The following is a 16,961-nucleotide window of genomic DNA, read 5'->3' on the forward strand; positions in this document are numbered from 1 at the left end:
AACTGTTAGGAGCAGGAGAAAACGTATTTACAAAAAAACTTGTTTAAAAGAAAGATTTGGGGTATAAATATATTGACAACAAAATTATAGGGGGTGTCTTTATGAAAAGATATGTATGTCAACCATGTGGCCATATTTACGATCCAGCAGAAGGAGACGTAGATAACGGAATTGAACCAGGTACAGCATTCGAAGATCTTCCAGAAGATTGGGTTTGCCCTATCTGTGGAGCAGGTAAAGATCAATTCGAACCTGAAGAATAAGAGGTAAAGAGAGGAGAAGTCCTCTCTTTTTTATTCTCTGCTTTTAGTTTGGTTTGTAGGGTTATACCCTACTACTTTTTTATTTCTAGTATAGGTTTTTGTTTTATTTGCCCTGCGGTATTGTTATGTAGGTCTATGACCTACGACCCATTTGCTTCTAGTAAATTTTATTTTTTTATTATACCAAGGGGGAAAATAGGAACCGTTTCGTACGTTCCTTTCCCCCTTGGAAACCCCCTTTACCTCCCAACGACTTGGGGATATCCCCAAGACCCCTTGTGTAAAGTGGTAGGAAAGCTAAGGCTTTCCTGTTAGTGCCTTCGGCACATAATGCATTTTGTACATCTTCTACCTAGGAATGTAATACCCCAGGTACTGTCATACTGAGCGAGCGACAGCGAGTCGAAGTATCTCGAACACTTTCTTTTAAGAAAGTGTTCGTCAAAGTATCATAATATATTGTTTTGTAGGGTTATACCCTACGACCTATTTATTTCTAGTATAGTGTTTTGTTTTATTTGCCTTACGGCAAACTCTACAAAGTTTTAAAAACTTTGAGTAATAATATTTTACAAAATTTTCATTCTCAATCTCAGGGTAAGGATGAAGGGGATTGCGATTTCCCCTCATATCCTTACCCTGAAACCCGAACCTTTTACACCCTTAAAACGCTTGGGGATACCCCAAACCCCAATTTAAATTGTAGAAAATCTTGTTGGATTTTCTTCCATACTCACATAGGGGTCTCGGGGTTACCCCGAGTCGTTGGGAGGTAAAGGGGGTTTTCAAGGGGGAAAGGAACATACGAAACGGTTCCTTTTTCCCCCTTGGTGGAATAAAATGAAATAATATATTGGAAATAAAAAAAGTTGTAGGTCACAGACCTACAAAACAAAATTAAATAAAACAACTATGTAAATTAGAAATAAAAAAGTGGTTGGGCGAAACCCTACAAAACAAAAAAATGTGGAAGTTATTATCATCTATATGCTAATAACTTCCACTACTTATGGTTACTCCAACATTCACTTTTAGGTTCTATCACAACTATCAAATCCTTTCTTTTTAAATTTTCACTGATCTTTTAAAATCCTCTGATTATCTGTAATAACATTAGGATTATATATTAAAAACCGAATACCAAGCCTTCTCTTAAAATACTTTTTATATAAAGTTCGACATCTCGAACTAAATACATTTTCGTATATCTTTTTTAATTTTAGTTGGGTAACCATTTAATGGTTATCGGTTTGTATTATATTAATACCCACAAATTTTATTTCAAACAAAAAACCACATTTTTTTGCAATTTTTTTCTTATTTGTTACAATATTTTAATAATTTAACGTATTTAAGTGATTTTTCAAAAAAAGAAAGAACTCCCCGCAGGAGTCCTCTCTCAAAAAAGAAGAAAATCATGAAAAAGCCATTTATTCTTCGAAACCACTACCATATTTCAAAATAGCTTCGAATTGCTCGTGTACCAAGTCCAAATTTATTTTATTATCTGAACTAAATGGTATTATTAAATCTCTGTCTTCTATTTGAAGTACTTTTGCAATATTTTTTACATATTGTCCATGTTTTGATTTTGCTATTTTGTCCGCCTTATTTGCAATTACAAATCCTGTAAAGCCAATTTCTTTTATCCAATTGTACATTTGCTTGTCCTGTGCCGTTGGATCGTGGCGAATGTCTACTAATAGAACTGTTTCGTAAAGATTTGTTCTATTGTGAAGGTAGGTTTCTATGATTTTTGCCCAATTATCTTTTTCTGATTTGGATACTGCTGCATATCCATATCCTGGTAGGTCCACAAGTCTAAACTCATGATTTATATTATAGAAGTTAACTGTTCTGGTCTTGCCAGGTTTTGAACTGGTTCTTGCCAGGTTCTTTCTATTTATAAATGCATTTATAAAACTTGATTTACCTACATTTGATCTACCTGCCAGGGCAATCTCCGGTAGATTGTTTTCTGGATATTGTTCTAATGTGGCTGCAATTTTTTCCAAATCAGCGGTTTTTATTTTCATTATGCTTGTGATTATGCTTCTGGACTAAATTTTCTTTGAGCAAGTTCTGCGTCAAATTGGAATAGTCCTGCTGGTGAGTCGCTTATTCTTTCTAGTGTAGCAATAAGGTCGTCAAATGTTGCTTCTTCTTCAACTTGTTCTGTTAGGAACCATTGTGCTTGAATTTCAGTTTTGTAATCTGGAACTTCTTTTGCTTCTTTCATTATTTCAACGAAGTTTGCAGTAACTTGTTTTTCATGGTCAAATGCGTCTTTGAAAACTTCTAATAATGATGAGTACTCTGCTTTTGGTTCTGAAATTTTTGTAAGTTTTACACAATATCCAATGTCTAGTAGATAGTTTTCTAATTTGCTTGCATGGAACATTTCTTCTAGTGCTTGTTGATGGAAGAAGTTTGCAACTCCTGACCAGTTTTCTTTTGCTGCCCATAGTGACATCGCTTTATAGATGTACGCTGATTCTATTTCAAAGTTGTATTGTTTGTTTAGTAAGTCTAATAATTTTTTGTTGTTCATAATATCCTCCTAGTAATTTTATATGACAAGTCTTTCTTGCCTCAGTGTTATATCTACCCCGAGAATAGTTATTTAAACATTTTTCCATTAAAAAGGGTTCAAGGGGCACTTGAACCAAATTTTAGTCTATGTCTATATAGTCATCATCTTCTTTTCTTTGTGAATAGCTATTGTCTTTAATGTTTGAGTCCTCTGAATAGATGTCTTCTTTCCATGGTAGAACTATGGCTGCTATTATATACATTACTAGACCTGCAAAGTAACATAGTCCTAGCACTGCTGTAATTATTCTAACTATGGAAACGTCAATGTCAAAATATTCTGATAGTCCTAGGCATACTCCTGACACCATCTTTCCTTCTCTTACTTTGTATAATTTTTTCTTCATTTTACACCCCTATATCTTTTACTTTTTTATTTTTATACCAATTGAAGTTATATGAAATACCTTCCCAGTTGTAGTTTATGGTGCTGTTTTCTATTTCCCAGTCCTCATGTTCGTCTAGGTTTGGAAAGTAGCAGTCCACGTCGGGAAAGTCTTCTTGTATCTTTGTAACTATGCACTCATCGCAGTAGTCTAAAAACTGTTTATAGATAGAGTCTCCTCCAATAATCATAACTTTATCCGCATCGTATTTTTTTATTTCTTTTAGTGCTTCTTCTAGGCTCCTTACGGTTATTACATTTTCTCTTTCGTCCATGCTCCTTGAGACTACGATGTTAGTTCTATTTTTTAGTGGTCTTCCTCCCGGTAGTGACTCCAATGTGTTTCTACCCATAACCACAACTTTATTTGTCGTCTGGTCTACAAAGAATCTCATGTCGTCGGGAATTGAAATCAACATGTCGTTGTCTCTTCCTATTCCCCAGTTATTGTCTACAGCTACTATAGCTTTCATCTTTCACTCCTTAAATTGCCACGGGTATGTCTTTTATTTGAGGTCCCGCTTTGTAATCTATAAGTTTAAAGTCATCTGTTGTAAATTTATAGAAATCTTTTACATCTTTGTTAATCTCAAACTTCGGTGCATCAAAGGTTTCTCTTTTTATAAGCTCTTCTATAATCGGTACATGTCTGTCGTATATGTGCGCATCGGCAATTACATGGATGAGCTCTCCTACTTCAAGGCCTGAAACTTGTGCAAACATGTGTACTAGAACTGAGTACTGTACAACATTCCAATTGTTTGCAGCTAAGATGTCCTGTGAACGCTGGTTTAATATGGCGTTTAGTTTATTTCCTGTAACGTTGAAGGTGACTGAGTATGCGCATGGATAAAGCTGCATCTCGTGTAGGTCTTCAAAGTTATATAGATTTGTCATAATACGCCTTGAATAGGGATTGTGCTTTAAGTCGTAAAGCACTCTGTCAACTTGGTCAAACTCTCCTTCTTTATACTTATGTTTTATTCCAAGCTGGTAGCCATAAGCTTTCCCAATGGTCCCTTCTTCGTCTGTCCAACTGTTCCAAATTGAAGACTTAAGTTCGCTTACTCTGTTTGATTTCTTTTGCCAAATCCAAAGTAGTTCGTCCACTGAAAGTTTCATTGGGGTTGGTCTAAGGGTTAGAATTGGAAACTCCTTAGACAGGTCATATCTATTTACAACTCCAAATGTTTTAATAGTATGAGCCGGTGTTCCATCTTCCCAATGTGGTCTTACCTTTTGCTCTTCGGAAGAATATCCATTTTCTAATATGTCTTTGCACATGTTTATAAAAATATCATCAGCTCTACTCATATAACTCTCCTACTTTATTTTTTCCCAAGTAACACCTTGTCTTGTGTCTTTTAATTTTATACCCATTTCTAATAATTTGTCTCTAATTTCGTCGGCCTTTGCGAAATTTTTTTCCTTTCTGGCGTCGGTTCTCTCTTGTATCATCTTTTCAACGTATTCGTCTAAGTTGTCGTCTTTTTCTTCTCTTTGTAAGATTCCAAGAACGTCTGAAAATTTATTTAATGTGTTTAGTATCTTTTCCACAATTTCTTTTGAGGAATTTTCGTCAAGGTTTGTGTTCGCAAATTTTATTAAATCATAAACGGCAGTTATTCCATCTGCTGTATTAAGGTCGTCGTCCATGGCAACTTCAAAATTATTAACGATTTTGTCAATTTCACTTGAAAGTTCTTCGTTAAGTTCTCCAGGGCTTGCATTTGCTAAAAGCTCTTCTAATTTTTTCTTTCCGTTGTAAAGTCTTTCTAGACCATTTTTTGTCGCCTGCATAACCTCCTTGCTAAAGTTAATTGGCTTTCTGTAATGAACTGAAAGTAACCAAAATCTTACAACTTCAAGGTCGTACTCTTCTCTAATGTCGTTTAGTAAAAAGAAGTTTCCCTTGGACTTACTCATCTTTTCGTTGTCAACTGTAATCATGGAGTTGTGCATCCAATAGTTTGCAAAGTCCTTGTCGTGTAGCGACTCTGACTGTGCGATTTCATTTTCGTGATGTGGGAACTGTAAGTCCTCTCCACCGGCGTGTATGTCGATGGTGTCTCCAAGGATGGACTGGGACATTACTGAACACTCTAAATGCCATCCCGGTCTACCCATGCCCCATGGTGACTGCCATGCTGGTTCCGACTCTTCTTTTCTCTTCTTCCAAAGGGCGAAGTCCATGGCGTTTTTCTTTTCAGATGAAACTTCTATTCTCTTGCCCGCTTGTAATTCTTCAATATTTTTTCTTGAAAGCTTTCCATAGTCCTTGGCCTTTGTAATGTCAAAGTATACATCTCCATCAACATTATATGCTATGCCCTTGTCTTCAAGGCCCTTTACAAATTCTATCATCTCTTCTATATATTCCGTTGCCTTTGGATGTATGGTGTCCTTTTCGTCAAAGTTAAGTTCGTTTGAGTTGTCAAGGTATGCGGCGATGTACTTCTTTGTTATTTCTTTGAAGTCGACCTTTTCTTCCTTTGCCCTCTCAATTATCTTGTCGTCAATGTCTGTAAAGTTACTTACATACTTTACATCATAGCCCTTGTACATAAAATATCTTCTTAATGTGTCAAACACCACCATTGGTCTAGCGTTTCCAACGTGGATGTAGTTATAAACCGTAGGGCCACAAACGTAAATACCCACCTTGCCCTCTTCTATTGGTACAAATTCTTCCTTTTGCCTTGTCAATGTGTTATATACTTTCATCTTTCCTCCTATAAAAAAAGTCTCCTGCAATTGCAAGAGACGAATTATCCGCGGTTCCACTCTATTTGATTAGAAATCTATTCCACTTAAAAGTTCTAACGGTTCAACCGGAATGTATTAAATTCTCATATCAGGCGCATATCTCTGAGTCGGATTAAAGCATTTCACCAAACTGCTTCTCTCTAAAAATCCTAGTCAGTTTTTTCCTGATTTTCCTGACTATATTCAATTCTTAAGTTTTTTACATCCTTGGCTTTGCCTCGCATAACTTCAAGGATGATTCCCTTTTCTTTTACATCTATCTTTTTAACTTTGTCAGACACAACTTCGAATGAGTCGATTGAGTTTTTGTCAGTGTTTCTTCCAAACACTAAAATCCAACCGCTTTTGTCCGTACCATAGTAGATACTGCTGACAACGTCATCTTTTTCTTCTTCATATTTTTTTCTATATCTGGACTTAAATAGAAAATCTTTTTCAAAAACCATAACCTTTAAATCTTTTTTGTCTTTAAGATCTTCCGCAACGAAGAATAAAATGTCTTCTACTTTTTCTGTCTTTAAATCCTTATAGGTAAGGCCGTCAATAACTCCTGAAGTTATTTGGTCATAGCTATAGGTTTCGTTGTACTTGTTAAAAAGCACAAATGATGCAAAGAACAGAGCTATTAGAAAAAAGATTATAAGAAATCCTGTAAGCACTTTGTTTTTCATATTATGCTCCTTGTTGGAATTGGTTTAATCTATTTTCCAGGCCTTCTTTCCCAAGTATTTGAATTATATTTACCAGTTCCGGTCCATGAACATTGCCTGTTAACACGGCTCTTACCGGCATATATAAATTCTTTCCCTTAACTCCAGTAGCCTTTTGAATTTTTTTCATAATGGTCTTTGCAAACTCTTCGTCAACTTCGTCAATTTGTGAAAGTTCTTCTTTAAAGGCTTCTACAAGACTTGGAACCTGTTCTCCTGACGCCATTTCAATAGCGTCTTCTTCAACTATTTCTATTTTGTCTTTAAATAAAAATTCTGATTGTTCAACAATTTCTGAGAACTTGTGAATTGATTCTTGGAAGGTCTGTGCTATTAGTTCAAGTTTTTCTTGTGAAAAATCTTCGTTTATTAGACCAGCTTCTAACATATATGGTTTTATATACTCTACAAGCTTTGGTATTTCAAGGGCCTTTACATAATGTGCGTTGACCCAGTCAAGCTTTTCGCTGTCAAATACTCCACCGGATTTTGAAACTCTGTTGAAACTAAATTGTTCAATAAGTTCATCCATGGAAAGTATTTCTTCATTTGTTTCCGGAGACCATCCCACAAGTGCAAGGTAGTTTATAAGTCCTTCTGGAAGGTAGCCCTTCTTTCTAAAGTCTTCCACTGAAGCGTCGTCATTTCTCTTGGAAAGTTTTTTACCAGATTTATTTAATACAGTTGGTAGATGCACATATTGTGGTGCTTCCCATCCAAAGGCTTCGTATAGGAACACGTGTTTTGGAGTTGATGGTAGCCATTCGTCCCCCCTTACAACATGGGTTATGCCCATTTCGTGGTCGTCTACAACTACTGCGAAGTGGTATGTTGGAAAACCATCTGACTTAATAAGCACTTGGTCGTCCATATCGTCTGTGTTAATTGTAATTTTCCCCTTTATGGCGTCTTCAAAAGAGATGTCCTTGTTTGCAGGAAGTTTCATTCTTACAACATGTTCTTCTCCATTTGCAATTCTCTCTCTAGCTTCTTCAAGGGAAACTCCTCTACAAAAACCGTCGTACTTTGCAATTTTTCCGTCGGCCTTTTGAGCTTCTCTTATGTGATCAAGTCTTTCCTTTGTACAGAAACAGTAGTAGGCCTTTCCCTCTTCAATTAGCTTTTCAACATATTTGTCATAGATGCCTTCTTTAACTCTTTCTGACTGAATATATGGCTTGCAGTCTCCCACATTAATAATGTTTCCATCTTCATCTAGGCTAACACCTTCGTCAATGTCAATGCCCGCCCATTTAAGTTCCTTTATAAGGTTTTCGATGGCTCCTTCCACATATCTTGTTCTATCTGTATCTTCAATTCTTAAAATAAATTTGCCCTTTTGTCCACGAGCGTATAAATAATTATATAGTGCAGTTCTAAGTCCACCAATATGAACATAACCTGTTGGACTTGGTGCGAAACGTAATCTAACTTCTTTCATTTTCTCCCCTTCTCTAAATATCAAATAACATATATAACAATTTTATCTTTAAACACAAGTTTTTGCAATGGTGCAGGGGCAAAACCTTTCATTATTGCATACTTTAATGAAAAATTTTATGAAAAAAGGTTTTCTTTTGTTGTATAATGATATTGAAAGTACTAAAGGAGGAAATGCAAATGAATAAAAAATTTTTAGCTGTGCTTTTAGCAGGATCAATGTTAATTCCTGCAGGTAAATCAAACGCATCACAAGGTTTAAAGGTAGAGAGAATCAGTGGAGCAAACAGATATGAAACAGCTACTAAGATTTCACAAAAATATTATGAAAAATCTAAAGTAGTTGTAGTTGCAAGCGGAGAAGTATTTCCCGATGCCCTTGTTGGAAGCACATTGACCATTCAAGAAAAATGGCCACTACTTTTAACTGGCTCAAAAACACTTAACGAAAACACTAAGAAAGAACTTGAAAGAATAAAACCTGAAAAGGTATATATTCTTGGTGGAGAGTCAACAGTGTCAATGGACGTGGAAAGAGAAATTTCAAAGTCCTACCCTGTTGAAAGAGTTTCAGGAGCAAATAGATATAAGACTTCTGAAAAGATTGGCGAACTTAGATACAAATTACTTGGCAAAGAAATTGCAAAGGAAAATATTACAAACTATGTAGCAGATGGAGAAAAATATCCTGACGCACTTGCTGCAGGTCCTCTTGCAGGAAGAAATAAAGAAGCTAAATTTAGCAAGTTAAATCTTGCACCTTCAACAAAGGATATTGAAAACGCCGTTATAATCGGTGGAAAAAGTTCTGTAAAGGGTGAAGAAAGAAGAATTAGTGGTACAAATAGATACCTTACTTCACTTGAAGTTGCAAAGGAATACAAAAAAGAATTTGGCGAACTTGATAAAGTAATCATTGCAAGCGGCGAAGACTATCCAGATGCACTATCAGCATCATCAGCTGCAGCACAACTTAACGCACCTATAGTTCTTGTTACAAAGGACGGAGTAAATGAACAAGTACTTTCATTTGTAAAAGAAAACGCTAAAGAAATTGTAGTTGTAGGTGGAAACAGTTCAGTTTCTGAAAACAATATTATAAATATGCTTTATGGAAAGGACTCAGCCCTTTCATATGCCCTAGGCAAAATGCCAAAGGAACTACAAGATGCAAAGAATAGACCAGCACTAACTGGAAACGAAAAGTTAGATATAATAAATCTATTTACTGCTGGAAATAAAGTTTCTGAACTAACAAGAGTTATCACTAAGGAACAAGCCCTTAAGGTACTTTCCCTTGAAGCTGGCGAATATGACGAAGCAGTTTTAAAGGCAGCTGCTGCATATAAATTAGGCTCAAATGTTGAAGCTGGAACTTTAAAAGATTTCATTAAGGGAACAGAATTAAAACCAATTATCGACAAAATGGTTAAGGGACTTGCTTCAAATAACGAATTTAAGTGTAACATGAAGTCTGGAGACATTTCAAATCCATATGTGGCATTTGAACTTGGTAAAGAGTACGACAAGGCAAAAGTGTTAACAAATAACGACGCTTTTAGAGCCGGTGTTGAACTTATTACAAAAAATGTAGCTACAGGCTTTAACATAATCTCAAAGGACTATGCAAACTCATTTGATAAGAGCAAAACTTTTGTTTACAGCCACGACTCAATTGCAAATGTAAACCAACTATTAGCCATCCTAAGAATGGAAGGTATTAAAGGTAAAGTTGCCATAGAACCAAAGTCTTCTGCATATGAATATAGAAAAGAATGGGGCGAACCAGCTCCTGCAACTGACAAGTATGAAGTTGTTAAGGTAAAAGACGACAAGATGGTTGCAAACTCAATCGAGTTTAATATCTATATTGAATTTGAAAACAAAGAAGATATGCAAAAACTTGATAAAATAGTTATTGCAAATGCAATGAAGACAAAGGATATGCCTAAAGGCGAAAACAGAATTGCAGACTCATGGTGGGTTCCACTATATAGTACAACTGCAGAAATGGGCGAAGGCTACGGAAACCTAATCGACAATAGAATAGAAAAAGACAATCTAATCCTTCACACATTTACCCTTGAAAAAGATAGCGAAAAAGTTATTAAGACTTTAAATGAAACTCTAAAGGGAAGCACTGCAACTGCAGAAAAGATTTGGGTGAACAATCCATTTATAGATTATATTAAAGGTGAAGACTAGACCTAGGTATAAAGAATAATCGGCATAAGAGAAATCCTATGCCGATTTTTTAATGTAATTTAATCCCCCTTAAAATAGTTTTATATTGTATAATGTTATTAAAGTACTAAAGGAGGAAGTTAATATGAATAAAAAAATTTTAGCTGTACTTTTAGCAGGTGCAATGCTTATTCCTACAGGAAAAACAAAAGCATCTGAAGTTTTAAAAGTGGAGAGAGTCTATGGCTCAAACAGATATGAAACAGCCGTTAAATTAATCGACAAATACGGCAAGGAAGATGAAATTATTATTGCAAGCGGCGAAAACTTTGCTGACGCATTGGCAGTTGGACCACTGGCATATGACAAAGATCTTCCTATATTATTAGTTAGACAAAATGATATACCAAAGGCTACTAAGGACAGACTTAGTAAAATGAATATATCAGAAATCACTATTGTCGGTGGAGAAAGTTCTGTATCAAATAAAGTGAAAAACGAACTTAAGGCGGACAATGTGAAGAGAGTTGCTGGAAAGACAAGAACCGAAACAGCTCTTGAAATAGATAAAATTAGAGAATATCCAAAAACAGGTAAGACAATAGGTTTATACAACGCCTATGCTGATGCGGATGCTCTAGCGGCTGGTCCGTTGGCAGGTCAAAGAAAAACTCAACTATTACCTCATGTAAATGCACCAAGTCATTACTACAATCAAAAGATTAATTATATCTTCGGTGGAAAAACTACAGTTCCAAGTAACTTAACTGATGTAACAAGATTTTCAGGCAAGACTAGATATGAAACATCAGTAGAAATCGCTAAGGAATATGTAAAAGATAATGCCGAAACAAAAAATCTTATTATAGCAAGTGGACAAAACATGGCAGATGCTCTAACATCAATTACAGCTGCAAAGGAATTAAAAGCTCCAATCTTGTTAGTAAAGCAAAGAGAAATACCAGAAGAAACAAAAGCATTTATTAAAGACTTTATTGCTAAGTCAAAAGGTGACGCTAAAATTCATATAGTTGGTGGTAATTCTTCAGTAGGTGTGGAAGTTGTTCTACAGCTTAACGCTATTGCTAAGGAAGTTGAAAATGGAATTCTCCTTGAAGAAAAAGCGGCAAAGATTAAAGATTACTACAACAACAAATTAGATAGAGATTTAATTAATGAAGAATTCTTAAAGCTAATAAATGACCTTAGAGCTAAAAATAACGTAGAGCCTTTAACAATATCTAAAGTTAACAAAGAAGGTTCTATTAAGAGAGTTCAAGAATTAGCCGCAGCAGGAATTAATGGACCTTTCCATGGTAAGCATCATGTAAGACCTGATGGAAGTGAATATTCTACGTTGTTTAATGATAAAATTGACGGTAAATCAAAATTCGAAAATTTAGGTGTTGAATGGGTAGATGTTTATAATTCAAATAAAGAAAATAAACTCTTATTCTCAAGTGGGTCTGAAATAAATGAAAAATCAGTAGCTAAATCTTTTTTCGATGCTTGGTATAACTCTCCAAAACATAAAGCTAACATGTTAGGAAAAGGGTTTAAAACAGTTCGCTTAGAGTCTTACTGTGGAGATTTAAGTAAAACATATAAAGGTTTCAGTTTTATATCTGGTACTTTAATGCTAGATAGTATGACTGAAGACGAATTGTTAAACGGTCCAAAGAAACCAGAAATATTAAGCAGGGCTGAACTAGAAAAAGCAATTAAAGACGCAAAGGCAATTGACCTAACAAATAAAACTGATGAGTCAAAGCAAGCTTTAACAGATGCCATAACTAAGGCTGAAAAAGTTCTAAAAGAATCTGCAACTCAAAAAGAAGTGGAAGATGTAAAAGTACTTTTAGAAAATGCTGTAAAAGGTTTAGAGGAAAAACCTGAAGTAAAACCAGATGAAAAAGAAAACGAAAAACCAACAGAAAATAAAAAACCTGATGAAAACAAAACTCCAACCACTCCAAAAACAGAACCTTAAATATCATTTAAACTAAAAAAGGTATTAAAATGAAAAACATTAACCAAATTAACGATGTGGAGAGAAAACTTAATGAAGCAGATGAGTATGCTGAAAAAAATTCCACTCGTTTGGAAATAGATGAAGTGGTAATGGAACTTAAGAAGGTTATAGAGAACTTAAAATAATTTTTATAAATTTTAAAATCGGCATAAGAGAATTCCTATGCCGATTTTTTAATGTCTAAAATGTCTTGTGTGGGTAAATACAATTGCCATATCGTGTTCGTTAGCATAATCTATTACATCTTGGTCCTTCACTGATCCTCCTGGTTGGATTATGGCAGTGATTCCCTTTTCATGTAATAGTTCCATTGTATCTACAAAGAAAAATCCGTCGGAAGCAAATACTGCGCCCTTTACTTTTTCTCCCGCTCGGTCTAGTGCTTCTTCAACGGCCCACGCCCTCATGGTCTCTCCTTGTCCAATGCCTAGGGTCTGTCCGTCCTTTGCAACTACAACTCCATTTGATGCGACGCTCTTTGCACACTTCCATGCAAATTCAAGTTGTTTTAATTCTTCTTCACTCGGCTTTCTATTTGTTACAAAGTCAAGTTCGCCGGTGTATAATGTGTCATCCACATCTTGAACTAAAATTCCATTTAGAACTTGTTTTATCTGTTTGTCTTCAAGTTTTACTTCGTTCATGTTGGAGATTTCTATTAATCTAATATTTTTCTTTGCTTCAAGAATTTCTACTGCTTCCTTTGAGAAGGATGGTGCTGCAATTACTTCCAAAAATATTTCTGACATCTTTTGGGCAGTGTCCTTGTCAACTTCTCTATTTAGTACGATAATTCCACCGAAGATTGAAACTGAATCACATTCGTAGGCCTTGGTGTAGGCTTCATAAATATTTTCTCCAACTCCAATGCCACATGGGTTTGTATGTTTAACTGCAACAACACATGGTTCGTCAAATACTTTGTTGGCTTTGAAAGCACCGGTTAAGTCGTTTAGGTTATTATATGAAAGCTCTTTGCCATGAAGCTGTTTTAATTCTAGTTTTCCAAATGGTGTGGCATCTTCGTAGTAGGCTGCCTTTTGATGTGGATTTTCTCCATATCTAAGCTCTTGAACTAGTTCAAATGACTTGTTTAATTTTTCAGGAAACTCTTCTTCTGTCTTTGTGTTAAAGTAGTCGGCGATTAAACTGTCGTAGGTGGCAGTTAATTGAAAGGCCTCTTTTGCAAGTTTCATTCTGAAGTCTTCCGTGTCTGTCTTTTCTTTTAATCTCTTTATAACTTCGTCATACTGACTCTTGTCTGTAACTATTAGGCAGTGCTTATAGTTCTTTGCACAGGCACGAATCATGGATGGACCACCGATGTCGATGTTTTCGATTGTATCTTCGTGGCTTGACTTCTTTGCAATCACTTCTTTAAATGGATATAGGCTATTTACCACCATGTCGATGGACTCTATGCCCTGTTCTTTTAGCGTCTTAACATCTTCTTCGTTGTCTCTTCTAAATAAAATTCCACCGTGGATAAATGGATGTAAGGTCTTTACTCTACCTCCAAGTATTTCGGGAAAGTTTGTAACTGAAGAAACTTCTTTAACAGCTACTCCTGCCTCCTTTAATTTTTTAAAGCTACCTCCAGTGGAGATAATCTCCCATCCTAAATCTTCCAGCTCTTTTGCAAATTCAACTATATTTTCCTTGTCATAAACAGAAATTAATGCTCGCATTTTTTCTCCTTTATATATACCATATGTCCTTTTACTTCCAGTCTGTCTTCACAAAAATATTTACAACTCTTTACAAGTAGTGGATGCTCTTGTTCAAGAATCCTTTTAGCCAAGGTCTTGTAGTCGTCATCTTGCTTTACTTCAACTACCTTTTGAAAAATTATCGGTCCACCATCTGCAATCTCGTTTACAAAGTGGGTTGTGCATCCAGAAACTTTTACACCTCTTTCAATGGCCGCCCTATGTACATGTTCGCCATAGAACCCTTCGCCACAAAATGAAGGGATTAGTGAAGGGTGTATGTTTATAATCTTGTTTTCAAATTGCTTTATAAAAGACTTTGGAAGAATTTTTAAATATCCCGCAAGAACTATTAAGTCAATTTTTTCTTGTTCCAGGAGATTTTTTATTTTTTCAAAATCCCTTTCCACAACTGTTTTAATATTATTTTCTTCCGCCCTTTGTAACACATATGCCTTAGGGTTGTCGGATATGATTATCCTGACAACCCCGGCAATTTCATTTTGTTTACAAGCATCCATTATGGCTTGGGCGTTGGAGCCTGATCCCGATGCAAGTATTGCAATATTTTTAGTACTCAAGGCAAACTTCCCTATTCCCTTTTTCTACAGTTCCAAGTTCTATAAGCTCTTCATCTGTGTTTTCAAAGAAGGCTTTAACTTTTTCGCTATCTTTTTCGTTCACTGCAAAGACAAATCCAATTCCCATGTTGAATGTGTTATACATCTCTTCTCTTTGGATGTTTCCCTTTTCTTCAATTAATTTAAATATTTCAGGAATTTCAAAGTCCTTAAGATTTATTTTTGCCTTTGTGTCTTCAGGTAACATTCTTGGAACATTTTCATAAAGTCCTCCACCTGTTATGTGGCACATTCCCTTAACTTCAACTTCGTCCATTAGGGCAAGCATGGTCTTAACGTAAATTCTTGTTGGAACTAGCAGTGCTTCTCCAAGGGTAGTATCACCAAATTTGTCGCTGTACTTAAGTCCTGCAGTCTCTACAACTTTTCTCACTAGTGAAAATCCGTTGGAGTGAACTCCAGAAGATTTTAATCCAAATAGAACATTTCCCGGTCTAATGCTACTACCAGAAATAATTTTGTCCTTGTCTACAATACCAACTGCAAAGCCAGCAAGGTCATAGTCGTTTTCTTCATACACTCCTGGCATCTCCGCAGTCTCGCCACCGATTAGTGCACAGCCTGCCTTGTAACAGCCTTCTGAAACGCCTTCAACGATTTGTGCCATCTTCTCTGGTACAACCTTACCTGTTCCAATGTAATCAAGGAAGAATAGTGGTTTTGCACCTTGGCAAAGCACGTCATTCACACACATGGCAACGCAGTCTTGTCCAATTGTGTTATTTATTCCAAGTTCCCTTGCAATAAGTACCTTTGTACCAACTCCATCGGTTCCAGAAACTAGTACGGGATTTTTGTAATTAAATGATCCGATATCATATAATCCTGCAAATCCACCTAGATCTGTTAGTACGTTTTTATCATGGGTCTTCTTTACCATATCCTTAATAAGGTTAACCGTTTCGTAACCAGCTTCTTTATCAACGCCGGCTGCTTTGTAATCTATTGACATATTTCCTCCTATTTATTTTGTTCAAGGGGGTTATACCCGCCAAAATATTTTTCGTAAAAGTTTCTATTTCCACAGGCTTCTCTAATGCCTTCAATTGATAAAAATCTTAATGAGTCACATCCTAACATCTCTTCCATCTCTTCAATGGTATTGTTGGCAGCAATAAGGTCGCTCTTGTCGGGAATGTCGATACTTAGGTTTTCATTTTCAATTACCGGTGGTGACGAAATTCTAATGTGGATTGACTTTGCTCCTGCCTTTTTAAGTATATCTACAGTTCTCTTGATGGTTGTTCCCCTAACGATGGAGTCGTCAACCAAGATAACATTCTTTCCACGGATGTTTTGTTTAATTGCGGCAAGTTTTAAATGAACGGAAAAGTTTCTCATATCTGCGGAAGGGTTTATAAAAGTTCTTCCGATGTATCTGTTTCTTACAATTCCCTTTTGATATGGAATGCCTGACTCTTTAGAATATCCAAGGGCCGCAATCATCCCAGAGTCCGGTGCGCCAATTACAATGTCTGCGTCAACTGGACTTTCCTTTGCAAGGGTTGCTCCCATGTTGTATCTAGCTTTGTAAACGGAAAGTTCGTCGATGTATGAGTCCTCTCTTGCAATGTAAACAAGTTCAAAAAGGCATAGTGCGTGGTCCTTTTCCTTTGCAAAGTGGGATGACTCTCCGTATTGATCTACGATGTAGATTTCACCAGGTCTTAGTGGATGAACATTCTTTGCGTTAATGGTGTCAATGGCACAGGTTTCCGATGCCACCACAATAAAATCTTCGGTGCTTCCAATGGAAAGTGGTTTTATACCATAAACATCTCTAAAGGCAATCATCTTTTCATTGTCCATGTATATAACTGAGTAGGCTCCCTCTAGGCTTGAGATGTATTTTGAAAGTCCCTTTTCTCTATTTTTTAATTTTGTAACAAGCTCTCTCATTTCGAAGTCTTCGTTGATTATCTTTCCATCAATTATAATCATGGCTTCGCCGTCGATGTCGTAGATGATTGGCATTGTCTTTGAATTTACATCGTCATCTTTAAAAGCGTATTTGCAATGAGCAAGGCCCTTGTCACCGCTTATGCTTGATACATTTTCGTCTGTAATGTTGTCGGAGATAAGTCCTTTGCCCTTTATCTCGTTTATCTTTTTATTATTGAAAAGACTTATTCCCATCTCCGCTTGGCCCCTATGTTGTAGGGCATGTAATCCATAATATAGGTGGGGAAATACATTTTGTTCCCCGTCTCTACTGTATACTCCAATTAATCCTGACATT

16 protein-coding genes and 1 other annotated feature are annotated in these 16,961 nt (G+C 36.0%); of the genes, 4 read left to right on the forward strand and 12 right to left on the reverse strand.

What is annotated here, in order from left to right; genetic code table 11:
- Positions 1 to 101 precede the first annotated feature (101 nt).
- Positions 102 to 263, forward strand: coding sequence for a rubredoxin (gene rd, locus L6651_RS04920; RefSeq protein ID WP_237036881.1), 162 nt, complete (start codon positions 102 to 104; stop codon positions 261 to 263).
- A 1,430-nt stretch (positions 264 to 1,693) separates the two neighbouring features.
- Here rd and yihA read toward each other — a convergent pair.
- From yihA to gltX, 8 genes are all read right to left on the reverse strand, one after another.
- Entirely contained in the window at positions 1,694 to 2,299 is a 606-nt protein-coding gene (gene yihA / locus L6651_RS04925; protein ID WP_237036882.1) for a ribosome biogenesis GTP-binding protein YihA/YsxC, read from the reverse strand.
- Between the two features lie 11 nt (positions 2,300 to 2,310).
- Positions 2,311 to 2,814, reverse strand: a complete 504-nt coding sequence (locus L6651_RS04930) for a ferritin (RefSeq protein ID WP_237036883.1) — start codon at positions 2,812 to 2,814, stop codon at positions 2,311 to 2,313.
- A gap of 121 nt (positions 2,815 to 2,935) precedes the next feature.
- On the reverse strand, positions 2,936 to 3,202 hold the full coding sequence (locus tag L6651_RS04935; protein ID WP_237036884.1) for a PspC domain-containing protein: 267 nt from the start codon (positions 3,200 to 3,202) through the stop codon (positions 2,936 to 2,938).
- A gap of 1 nt (position 3,203) precedes the next feature.
- Positions 3,204 to 3,713 carry a dihydrofolate reductase gene (locus L6651_RS04940; protein WP_237036885.1) on the reverse strand — a complete coding sequence of 170 codons (510 nt, stop codon included), beginning with the start codon at positions 3,711 to 3,713 and terminating at the stop codon, positions 3,204 to 3,206.
- Positions 3,714 to 3,723: 10 nt separating this feature from the next.
- On the reverse strand, positions 3,724 to 4,554 hold the full coding sequence (gene thyA, locus L6651_RS04945; protein WP_237036886.1) for a thymidylate synthase: 831 nt from the start codon (positions 4,552 to 4,554) through the stop codon (positions 3,724 to 3,726).
- A 9-nt stretch (positions 4,555 to 4,563) separates the two neighbouring features.
- The gene (gene cysS / locus L6651_RS04950) at positions 4,564 to 5,964 is read right to left on the reverse strand and encodes a cysteine--tRNA ligase (RefSeq protein WP_237036887.1); all 1,401 of its coding nucleotides are present in this window, start codon (positions 5,962 to 5,964) and stop codon (positions 4,564 to 4,566) included.
- A gap of 32 nt (positions 5,965 to 5,996) precedes the next feature.
- Positions 5,997 to 6,181, reverse strand: a binding site (T-box leader).
- Positions 6,156 to 6,677, reverse strand: coding sequence for a hypothetical protein (locus L6651_RS04955; RefSeq protein ID WP_237036888.1), 522 nt, complete (start codon positions 6,675 to 6,677; stop codon positions 6,156 to 6,158). It overlaps the preceding feature by 26 nt.
- Position 6,678: 1 nt before the next feature.
- Entirely contained in the window at positions 6,679 to 8,157 is a 1,479-nt protein-coding gene (gene gltX / locus L6651_RS04960; protein WP_237036889.1) for a glutamate--tRNA ligase, read from the reverse strand.
- A gap of 179 nt (positions 8,158 to 8,336) precedes the next feature.
- On the opposite strand from gltX, the gene L6651_RS04965 reads away from it, so the two are divergent.
- The 3 genes from L6651_RS04965 (at position 8,337) to L6651_RS04975 (ending at position 12,497) form a co-directional block, all read left to right on the forward strand.
- Positions 8,337 to 10,361: a cell wall-binding repeat-containing protein gene (locus L6651_RS04965; protein WP_237036890.1), complete on the forward strand. Its 2,025-nt coding sequence runs from the start codon at positions 8,337 to 8,339 to the stop codon at positions 10,359 to 10,361.
- 124 nt (positions 10,362 to 10,485) lie between these two features.
- Positions 10,486 to 12,330 (forward strand): cell wall-binding repeat-containing protein, encoded by a 1,845-nt coding sequence (locus L6651_RS04970; protein ID WP_237036891.1) that lies wholly within the window; start codon positions 10,486 to 10,488, stop codon positions 12,328 to 12,330.
- Positions 12,331 to 12,359: 29 nt separating this feature from the next.
- On the forward strand, positions 12,360 to 12,497 hold the full coding sequence (locus L6651_RS04975) for a hypothetical protein (RefSeq protein ID WP_237036892.1): 138 nt from the start codon (positions 12,360 to 12,362) through the stop codon (positions 12,495 to 12,497).
- A gap of 48 nt (positions 12,498 to 12,545) precedes the next feature.
- Here the strand turns inward: L6651_RS04975 and purH are convergent, their stop codons facing one another.
- From purH to L6651_RS04995, 4 genes are read right to left on the reverse strand one after another with little or no spacing between them, the layout of a single operon-like run.
- Positions 12,546 to 14,060 carry a bifunctional phosphoribosylaminoimidazolecarboxamide formyltransferase/IMP cyclohydrolase gene (purH, locus tag L6651_RS04980; protein ID WP_237036893.1) on the reverse strand — a complete coding sequence of 505 codons (1,515 nt, stop codon included), beginning with the start codon at positions 14,058 to 14,060 and terminating at the stop codon, positions 12,546 to 12,548.
- Positions 14,048 to 14,662 (reverse strand): phosphoribosylglycinamide formyltransferase, encoded by a 615-nt coding sequence (gene purN / locus L6651_RS04985; RefSeq protein ID WP_255784624.1) that lies wholly within the window; start codon positions 14,660 to 14,662, stop codon positions 14,048 to 14,050. The genes purH and purN overlap by 13 nt, the downstream gene beginning before the upstream one ends.
- Entirely contained in the window at positions 14,652 to 15,674 is a 1,023-nt protein-coding gene (purM, locus tag L6651_RS04990) for a phosphoribosylformylglycinamidine cyclo-ligase (protein WP_237036894.1), read from the reverse strand. Before purM ends, purN begins: the two co-directional genes overlap by 11 nt.
- Before the next feature lie 8 nt (positions 15,675 to 15,682).
- Positions 15,683 to 16,960 (reverse strand): amidophosphoribosyltransferase, encoded by a 1,278-nt coding sequence (locus L6651_RS04995; RefSeq protein ID WP_237036895.1) that lies wholly within the window; start codon positions 16,958 to 16,960, stop codon positions 15,683 to 15,685.
- Between the last annotated feature and the right edge of the window lies 1 nt (position 16,961).

Origin of the sequence: Mediannikoviicoccus vaginalis, assembly GCF_928097925.1 — a bacterium.
GTDB classification, from domain to species: domain Bacteria; phylum Bacillota; class Clostridia; order Tissierellales; family Peptoniphilaceae; genus Mediannikoviicoccus; species Mediannikoviicoccus vaginalis.